The 8427-nt window shown below is 59.0% G+C and carries 12 protein-coding genes; 2 read left to right on the top strand and 10 right to left on the bottom strand.

Annotation, left to right across the window (positions count from 1 at the left end; all coding sequences use genetic code 11):
* Nucleotides 1–298 precede the first annotated feature (298 nt).
* Nucleotides 299–805, bottom strand: a complete 507-nt coding sequence (locus ACOJB8_RS19985) for a hypothetical protein (RefSeq protein WP_475013834.1) — start codon at nt 803–805, stop codon at nt 299–301.
* Nucleotides 806–852: 47 nt separating this feature from the next.
* Here ACOJB8_RS19985 and ACOJB8_RS19980 point away from each other — a divergent pair, with 47 nt between their 5' ends.
* Nucleotides 853–1164, top strand: coding sequence for a hypothetical protein (locus ACOJB8_RS19980; RefSeq protein WP_475013832.1), 312 nt, complete (start codon nt 853–855; stop codon nt 1162–1164).
* A gap of 271 nt (nt 1165–1435) precedes the next feature.
* Nucleotides 1436–2977 carry a P-loop ATPase, Sll1717 family gene (locus ACOJB8_RS19975; protein ID WP_475013830.1) on the top strand — a complete coding sequence of 514 codons (1542 nt, stop codon included), beginning with the start codon at nt 1436–1438 and terminating at the stop codon, nt 2975–2977.
* A gap of 344 nt (nt 2978–3321) precedes the next feature.
* Here ACOJB8_RS19975 and ACOJB8_RS19970 read toward each other — a convergent pair whose 3' ends face one another.
* The 9 genes from ACOJB8_RS19970 to ACOJB8_RS19930 form a co-directional block, all read right to left on the bottom strand.
* The gene (locus tag ACOJB8_RS19970; protein WP_475013828.1) at nt 3322–3537 is read right to left on the bottom strand and encodes a hypothetical protein; all 216 of its coding nucleotides are present in this window, start codon (nt 3535–3537) and stop codon (nt 3322–3324) included.
* A gap of 11 nt (nt 3538–3548) precedes the next feature.
* Nucleotides 3549–3782 (bottom strand): hypothetical protein, encoded by a 234-nt coding sequence (locus tag ACOJB8_RS19965; protein WP_368616184.1) that lies wholly within the window; start codon nt 3780–3782, stop codon nt 3549–3551.
* An 8-nt stretch (nt 3783–3790) separates the two neighbouring features.
* Nucleotides 3791–4096, bottom strand: a complete 306-nt coding sequence (locus ACOJB8_RS19960; RefSeq protein ID WP_475013826.1) for a hypothetical protein — start codon at nt 4094–4096, stop codon at nt 3791–3793.
* Between the two features lie 2 nt (nt 4097–4098).
* Complete coding sequence (locus ACOJB8_RS19955) at nt 4099–5163, bottom strand: phage major capsid protein (protein ID WP_475013824.1); 1065 nt, start codon at nt 5161–5163, stop codon at nt 4099–4101.
* 132 nt (nt 5164–5295) lie between these two features.
* A complete protein-coding gene (locus ACOJB8_RS19950) occupies nt 5296–6162 on the bottom strand; it encodes a hypothetical protein (protein WP_475013822.1) in 867 nt (288 codons plus the stop codon).
* Between the two features lie 141 nt (nt 6163–6303).
* Nucleotides 6304–7539 (bottom strand): AAA family ATPase, encoded by a 1236-nt coding sequence (locus ACOJB8_RS19945; protein ID WP_475013820.1) that lies wholly within the window; start codon nt 7537–7539, stop codon nt 6304–6306.
* Entirely contained in the window at nt 7536–7802 is a 267-nt protein-coding gene (locus ACOJB8_RS19940) for a hypothetical protein (RefSeq protein WP_475013818.1), read from the bottom strand. The genes ACOJB8_RS19945 and ACOJB8_RS19940 overlap by 4 nt, the downstream gene beginning before the upstream one ends.
* Nucleotides 7803–7896: 94 nt before the next feature.
* Entirely contained in the window at nt 7897–8247 is a 351-nt protein-coding gene (locus tag ACOJB8_RS19935) for a helix-turn-helix transcriptional regulator (protein WP_475013816.1), read from the bottom strand.
* Entirely contained in the window at nt 8240–8368 is a 129-nt protein-coding gene (locus tag ACOJB8_RS19930) for a hypothetical protein (RefSeq protein ID WP_475013814.1), read from the bottom strand. Before ACOJB8_RS19930 ends, ACOJB8_RS19935 begins: the two co-directional genes overlap by 8 nt.
* Nucleotides 8369–8427 lie beyond the last annotated feature (59 nt).

Here is an 8427-nt window from a genome sequence, read left to right as displayed (position 1 = left end):
TCTTTGCCTACTTTCTTTGCCGCCGCAAAGAAAGTAGGTGCCGCCCCGCACAGGGTAATTTACGGGAAATGACGCTGTATCGCTGGAAGGCTTGTCAGGAAAGGATTTGCGCGATATGCGCGCTTGCAGAAAGGACGCTTTTATTTGCGTTCAGGACAATCGGCGGACAAGTTGGGCGCGTTTTCCGCGAACCACCACAAAAAAGGGCGATCCGAAGATCGCCCAAGTCGAGGACGACAATGGCAATCACCGCAACATGTTCGGCTTGCGCCCGGCCCTGTTGCCAGCCGCGATACCCTCAGAGCATGTCGAACACTTCGGCCACGCCTTCCACGAACCCGCGCACCAGCGCATCGGGTGCCTTGCCGTCGCTGCGGTTCATGTACTTCTCCGCGAATGTCTCCACGTCGCGCCAGTCGGCATTCCCGATTTCGTCATCGCCGCTCGCGACGCTCACCAGGTGCCGCAACGACGAATAGCCCTCATCGGCATGGACGGTGCCGTCTGCAAAGGCGCCGTCTCCTGCTAGTGCCGCGACGCGCTCCACCTCATCGGCATCGGCGGATTGCAATGCCCACGTCTTGCCGAGTCCCACGCCGACGGCGTTCAATGTCTCATCGTTTGCGTCGCGTGACGCGCGCAGTCGTGCCAGCCCTGCCTCTACATTTCCCACATTGGTGCGTGCTTCCTCATGCATGATCGCTCTCCGAAACGCGGCCTGCGCGACTGCAGACCAGTTGATGTCCCCGTATTGCTCCATTTGCTCCCGGAGATCGTCCGGGACCGATACGGTCACTCTCGCCATATCCACCTCGCTTCGTTTGTACGTACTATAGTAACGCGATGCATAACATGCAAGGCGAGTATGTATCGTTGCGGATTGGTGTTTACTCGGGGTGCCCGCTCTCGCTGCCGCTGCACGCGCGCATAATCCTCACGTCAAGTGCGGAGATCATCATGAGCAGCGGAACCGGGTTTGCAGCACCGCAGGTTGTGTGGGTTTGCGATGCGACGCGCGACAAACTGCGCGAGGTGTGCGAGATACGCGGCGTGAGTGTCGAACGCTTCGCCGGTCGTTTGCTGGATCAGGCGGTGCGCGACTACACGCCGAGTGCACCAGACGAGACAGCGAAGGCATCGCCGGTCGATCCTGGCGACCGTTGAAAGTGTGCTTGGCCGATTTCCGCGGAGGATAGGCAATTCCGGCTCAAGTCGGCCAAGGACGGTCGGTCGCAGATTGTTTGCGGACGTCCGCTGAGGAGCGACGAGCCGCATTTGGCGAGGTCATCATCTGACGCACTGGCCACCGGTGCTACATATCAATGGTGATGAAGATTTTCGAGGTGCGCACGCTCCGCTACGTTCTCTCGCATTCATCGTACAAAGCCGTGTATGATTTTGCGTCCATTGCATCCTTAACCACCTTGAGGCGACGATGTCAATAATAAAAGAACTGAATCTTAATGATAATCCTTTCGAACATTATACTGCGGAAACGGAGCCGAATATCGCAGTCTACGCGGTAAGGCCGCCATATTTACAAGCGATTTCGGATAGGGCCAACAAGCTCAGTTCGTTTATTTTGTTCGGCGACAGAGGCGCAGGTAAAAGCGCAACGAGAGTTACTGTATATAAAGAAATATGGGAATCCCTTTCACGTTCACAGTCGGCCGACAAAAAGCCATTCGTAGTGAACCTGACCGATTTTTCCGATATTTTGACCGCTTTCAAAAAGGACAAATTAACTGAGCGCGAAATTGTTTGGATTGTAGCATTCGCCACCATCGAACAAATGTTTGTATGGCTGTCTTCGTTAGAAGAAGAGGATCGTCAAAAATTTACAGAGAATCTAGACGAAGCTGAGCGAAATTTGGTAATGGCGCTCTTGAAAGGATTTTATCTTTCGAAACCCGAACTTGATAGGGAACACTCCACATCGGAGGCGCTGAAGCTTCTAAATAGTGCGTGGACGACTAAAAGTGTTGTTTGGACATCACAGAGATGGGATAGTCTTAGTAAAATAGTCGCGTCAGCAATCAACATTTTTGCCAAAAAAACAGTTGATGATTCTGTGGATATATCGGGGCCAGCGGAATCTATTCTTAAAAGTTTGGTTGGCGAATCGCCAAGTGCACCTCGCGCCATTCTAAGCAAACTCGTAGAATTTTCCAAATCTTTTGGATTTTCAGGCGTGTGTGTTTTGGTCGATAAGCTTGACGAGACATCCGCAACGTCGAATTCTGCGGAGTCTACCGCTAAATTGATTCATCCGCTTCTTGCACATATTCAATTGCTCGAAGTAACGGGTTTCTCGTGGATTTTTTTCCTATGGAGCAACGTCAAAGCGCATTTTGACAATAAACATCCGGTGCGTCTGGACAAAATCGCTCACGCCAATATCACATGGGACCATGAAAGTCTTCAGAAGATGGTGGACAAGCGGATAAAATTCTTTTCTTCGAACGCGCTGCTGTTTAAGGATTTGTTTTCAGAGGAATTGGGCACGGGCGACACTTTCAAGGAGCTAGTCGAAATCTCCGTTAGCTCTCCGAGAGAACTGATAAAGTTGATGGATATAATATTTCGAGAGCACGATGCGCGTGGTGCTACTGGGCCATTAGACCGGACCACCGTGGAGATAGGTCAGGACAAATATTGCACCGAAACGATTGGATCGTGGTACGCAAAGTCACCACTGCAGCAAGTATTTCGCGTTGGAAAGGTGGAATTTGTTAACAAGGACGTACAGTCCGTGTTCAAAATAAGTGACCAAGGTGCGCGGGTAAAAATTAGAAGCTGGGAGGATGCTGGTCTGGTTAAACAAGACGGCACGGTACCTAGTGATGCCGGCGGAAAACCAGTTTATCGATACGTTGTTGCCGACTCGCGAGTCCGACGAATCATAAAGAATAAGCTTGATTCCATAGTTGGGGCCGAGATAGCGGAGTCGGAAATGGACGAAAATTCCGGCGACTGAATAGCAAAGGAACGCCGCCGATATTTCCGCGCGCGGCGGCGGCGCACGAGGACTTCAGTTCTCTCACACGCAGCCGCCAGAATCGCCCAGGTGCCTTCCATACCCCAGGCTGGCTGTGATGCCAGCCGGGTCTTGCCAGCGTTGCGGCGGCGTTCCTGGCCAGTGCCTGGGCCGACCCCCGGCAGTTGATCTGCGCATATCCGGACAGATGACCGGGAGCGCTGACCGCTCACGCTTCTCTCGCGCGCGATCTGGCCCCCGACCTGTCCCCGCGACCCGGTGCCGCGATTTCGCGCGACGCACTCGCGCATCACGCACGCTGGCATGTGAGTCGAAGATCCGGCTCACGAACGCCTTCGCATCGGCGCGTCAGGTTGCGACGTGGCGACCACGCAACCGTCGCGCAGTTCGAGCCTCAACCATTCCGCGTGATCCTGCATAGCGTGCGCCGAGAGGATTTGCACGGCGTGGGCATGCTCCGGGCCGAACAGAATCCCGGCGATGGGACCGCATTCACTCGCGCGCTTGATCACGTGCTCGCATAACAGGCGCACTGCCATGATCTGTCTCCCTACGGCACGCGCCGCAGTGTGGTGATACGCGGCACGGGCGGGATATCGGCATCAGGACTATCCGCCGGCAACATACCGGGCATTACGGACTTGTCGGTAAGGGTGCGCAGCGCGAACGTGATCAGATCGCGCAGCACTTCGCGCCGGTCGCGCCTGTAGAGTGTGGCGAGCGCATCGACGCGAACCGAGTCCTCAATCCTGATCCATATCGTGCAGGCGCGTTCGTCGTTCATGACGACCCTCACGCTGCAATGCGCATGCGCGCATGGATCGTGTTCAGGCTGCGGTAGTGTTGCCCGCCAGTGCTATCCCACCATGCAATGCTGCGCCGGGCGCACACGATGAAATCGGCCACGTCCTCGCCTCGCACGAGGTCATAGAGCATCAGCGCCAGCGGGTCCGGTTCGGCCACGAACTCGCCGCGCAGCAGACGCGCGAGAACGCGCTCGATTGCTGCGTCGGCGTCGCAGCGTGCCGTTTCGTCATCGAATTCCTGTTGCGAGCGATAGCACTGGCAACCGGGAACATAGGCGTTGAGGTCGCACATGATCACGCTCCCTTCGCGCGCTTCGTTGCCTTCGCCGGCGTGATCATCGTGCGCGCCGCCAGGGCGGGAAACACGCCGGTAATCGCGCCGCCCACGACATCGGCGAGCGGCTGCCAGTTCAGCCAGTGTTCGGCGCGGATTGCGCGCAGGTTGTTCTGCCACAGCGAAACCATCTGTGGGCCTTCGCCGTCGCCGAGGTCGAGCATGAGCGTCGCAGCCTTCGCCGCGCTGATCAGTGCGCCGGCATCGCTGAACGCGATGGCGCCGGGACAGATCCACGCGACGCTGCCGGGCGGAATGGCGGTTGACGTGATGCAGCCCAGGCCCGCGAGGAACCCGCCGTCGCGTGCGCTCAGTGTGCCGTGATCGCCGAGCCCGCTCGCAAGCCATCGCGGCGTGTCGCCGGGATTGATCACAAGCACGATGCCCTTGTCCAGCAGGTCGGGCGGGATCGACTGCAGCAGCGCGTCGAGGTCCGCAGGCGCGTCGCCCGTGCCGGCCGCAACATCGGTCAGCAGTCCGGGCGGCGCGGCCGCGTCGCCTGCACCTGCGCTGAACAGCGTGGCCTCGATGGCATCGACCAGTGCCTGCACGCAGGCGCGTTCAATCGCGGCGTCCACGTTGGCATTCGCGACGCGAAGCGATTCTTCGGTGAACGGCAAAACCGTCGCGATTTTCTTGACCGGAAGCCGCACGGTCAAGAAAGCGGGCGTGTCGCCGATGGGCTTCACCTGGCCTTCAGCGACCCACGCGGCAGACGTGCCGCTCACGAGCGCTAGCCACGGCACGTAGGGCCGAAGGTGCTGGAACTTGAAATACTGTTCGAGTCTGCCGAGTGCGCTGCGGCGGCGAACCAGATCGGCGATGCGTCCACCATATGCGCCGAGCAGGTCGGAGTCGGGCGTGATGTCGTCGGTCGTGATCAGGCCTTTGTCGATCACGATTTCGGCCTGCTGTGCGCCCCCGAAGTTGCGACGGATGAAACCCTTTGCGGTATCCGCGTCGCCGCCACTCAGGGCGAGTGCGCGCGCGCTGCGCGAAAGGCAAACGTCGAGGTCGTAGGCCATGTCGGTCTCCCCCGGGTGGGTCGGTCGCTCGTACTTCACCGCATAGACTGCGCGCGCGCCGAGGTGCAGTCAAGCACCATTCATTCGCTTCCTATCGATTTTCTATTTTCAGTCCTGTCGCAAAATAGAATCTCAATCCGGCGAGCCCTTCAATGACGCCCGCCATGCACCCATAACGGTTTCCATCGACTCGCGCTCGGCGCGCTCGATGTGAATCATGTGATTCCAGGCGTCGATGTCGAGTAGCGCCACAATTTCCGCACGCACGCGTTCGCGCAGATCGTTCGGGTTCATCGCGTCGAGTTCCCAACAGCGCGGGCCGTAGCGTTCAACGAACCATCGATAGCGCGAGTCGCCGCACTTCGTGTCGGCGGCGAAGGATTGCAGGTTGCCCGAACGAACGTCGTCCTCGGTGAGCGCGATGCGGCTAAGGCCATACCAGTCGCCACCGTAGCGCTCAAGCCGCTCGGGCAGGTCCACTTCGCTCATGCACAGGCCGCTCGGGTCCCAGTCGCCCACGTACAGCAGCACCGTTTTCTTCTCTCGTCTGCCGATTGCCTCGGCGATGTCGTTGACCGCCGTGGCGGACGCGTAGCCGTGCATCACGCGAAAGGCCACGCCGAACTCATCAAACACACTGGCGAGCACACCGCGCACGGTACCCTTCTCGCTGATCACCTCCACGATGCATGGTTGCTCGCGCCAGTAGTCCTTGCGGTACTGGCCCATAACCGAGTCGATGAAACTCACACCGTCGCGCCACTGCGGGGCCTGCTCAACCTCGCGCGTCTCGTCAACGATCCAGTGCCACGGTATCAGCCCGCGCTCGCGTGCGATGGTCAGCAGGCGCGACACCTTTCCGGTTTCGTTCTTGTCGCTCATGCTGCCGATCAGCCCGAGCGAGAAGAGCTGGTAACACACGCTACGGACCGTAGTCGGCTTTATCTCGCGCAGGATGGTGGCGGCAACAGCGATCAGTTGCTTTGATGCTTCGTGCATTCCACGTCCCATTGTTCTCTCCGTGCAGTAAACCGAAAGTCGTTACCTGGTCGTGTAAAGCGTGTAGAGGCGTGTAATTACGCGCGGCTACACGAACGTGTAACGTGTAAAGCGTGTATAGCCCCTTTAGGGGCTACACGCTTACACGCGTACACGTGAGCCGAAATCCGGCCCAAGCCTGAAATAAACGCCCGCGCTCAAGACGGCACGGTTGGCCGTGAGCCACTTCCAGCCGTTGTCGAACGTGTTGCGCCGCTTCTCTTTATCCCGTGCCGCTTCCTCGCTGGCATCGTCAACATGGTTCAGGAAGTAGAACCGCTCACGCACGCGTTCCCTCTCCACGCCACGCCCGCCATATGGCGTGATGGTCGTGACCGCGAGCGCAACGCCGTGTTCGGTAAGCGCCTGCTCAAACGCATCCATCACCAGCCTGGCTGAATCGGACATCTTCTTCGGCACTTCGGGCTTGGGCTGCGCTGGCGGCATCTCGTCGGTATCCTCGGCAACGAGCACCGTGACCGGCTCGCCAAACTCATCGAGCAAGCCCGTGTCGAGTTTCACCATGCGCATGTGGACCGTGAATCCTTCCGTGCCCAGGTCGCGCTGTTTCGTGACCCTGAGCGCCCGCAGGTCGCCACCAGCCAGCGTCAACAGCAGTTCGCCGTCGAGGTCGGCGAACATCGACTTCGCACCGCGCGCCTCATCGGTGCCGTTGAGCGTGTGATGCACGATGAGCACAAGCGCGTCCAGATCGACGGCCAGCGTCTTGAGCGTGTTACGGATAATTCCGAAGTCGGTGTTGTCGTTCTCCTTCGCTTCCCCGCGTGAAGCGGAGAGCGTGTCGATCACGATGAGGTTCACGGGCGGCATGCCGCGTGCCTCCATATCCGCGGCAAGCTGGCGGATGGCGTATGCCGTTTCGAGGCTTTGCCTGAACAGGTCGAGCGGCTTCGGCACCACGGCGAGCGGTATGTCATCGAGCTCGTGATGCATCTTCACGCCAGCGATGCGCGCGATGATGCTCCCCGGCGATTCGGCCGCGACATAGATGACACTGCCTGCTGCGGTATTCAGGCCGAGCACGGTCTGCCCGACCCCCGACCCGCACGCGAGATAGGTGGCGGCGGTTGACTTGCCAACCTGCGAACCTGCGATCAGGCTCACGACCTGCCCCACGGCACCCAGTTTCTGGATCACCTGCTTCGGCGGTGAGTGCGACTCGAACGTGATGTCGCTTGCCCACACCACGTACTCAACAAGCGGCGTGACGACGACGTGATGCGGCTCGCCCGGCGTTTCTGCGTCGTCGTATCCGTTTGAGCGATGTGGCCGGTTGACCGCTTCCGAGCGGGCATAGTCCTCGTCGGTCGGCTTCATCGTGAGCCCCTGCGGCGACTACGCAACCACTGAAGCGCTTCCTCGTTCACGTAGTCGATGATCCACTCGCGATGCTCACGCCACTGCGCAGGCGACATGCTGCGTTCGCAGCGCGCGAGTTCGCGCTCGATGGCGGCTTCGGTGCGTTGCTTCAGGGATTGCGCTTCGGGTGATAGGCGGGTAGTGTTCCTCCTGTCATCGTAGTTCGTTGATGTTCCTCCGGGCCCGCTGCGTGCGGGCCTTCCTTTGGCGTGATCGACCATGGCGGCCTCCACAGGTGAGTGGCGCGCGTGACGTGTCCTCCGGGTGCGCCGATTCTGTTATCGCGGCTCGCATGGCCGCGTTGCCTGTGGATGATCACGCTGCGTCGGCTTCTTCCTCTTCGTCGTTGCGAACGGTCTTGCTTTCCAGCCAGCGTTCCCACTCGCGGCGGTCAATCAGCGTTTTCGCGCCGATCCGGATGTACGCAGGCCCTTGCCCCGCATTCATAAGCTTGTAGATGAAACCTCGCGACATGCGCGATTCCTTCGCCAGTTCCTGGACCGTCGCGAATCGACTCTCGATGTGCTGTGGTTCATCCGCCTCGTGAACCCGCTTTGCCGGTTGCTTTGTCGCCTCGGGCAACTCCTTTGCTGCCTCGGGCTGTTGCCTTGCTGCCTTTTTCCGAATCGCCATGTTGTCCTCGCCAGTCAGGGTCTGTTTACGCATGCGCGACGTAGCGCATATCGTTGATCATCGTCATGTCAGCGAGTCGAAGCAAACCCCCGTGGTCGGCAAGTTCATCGCGCGCGGTGTTCATCGTGGTTCGCACTAGTTCACGGTCGTTCATGTTCGTCCGCGATCCAAATTGTTACCTTTTGTAAAGGCGAAAAAAAAACCCGCGACATG

This window comes from Paraburkholderia sp. BR10141 (assembly GCF_056155635.1).
Note: the sequence above shows the minus strand (reverse complement) of the source record. Positions and strands in the feature narration are given on the sequence as shown.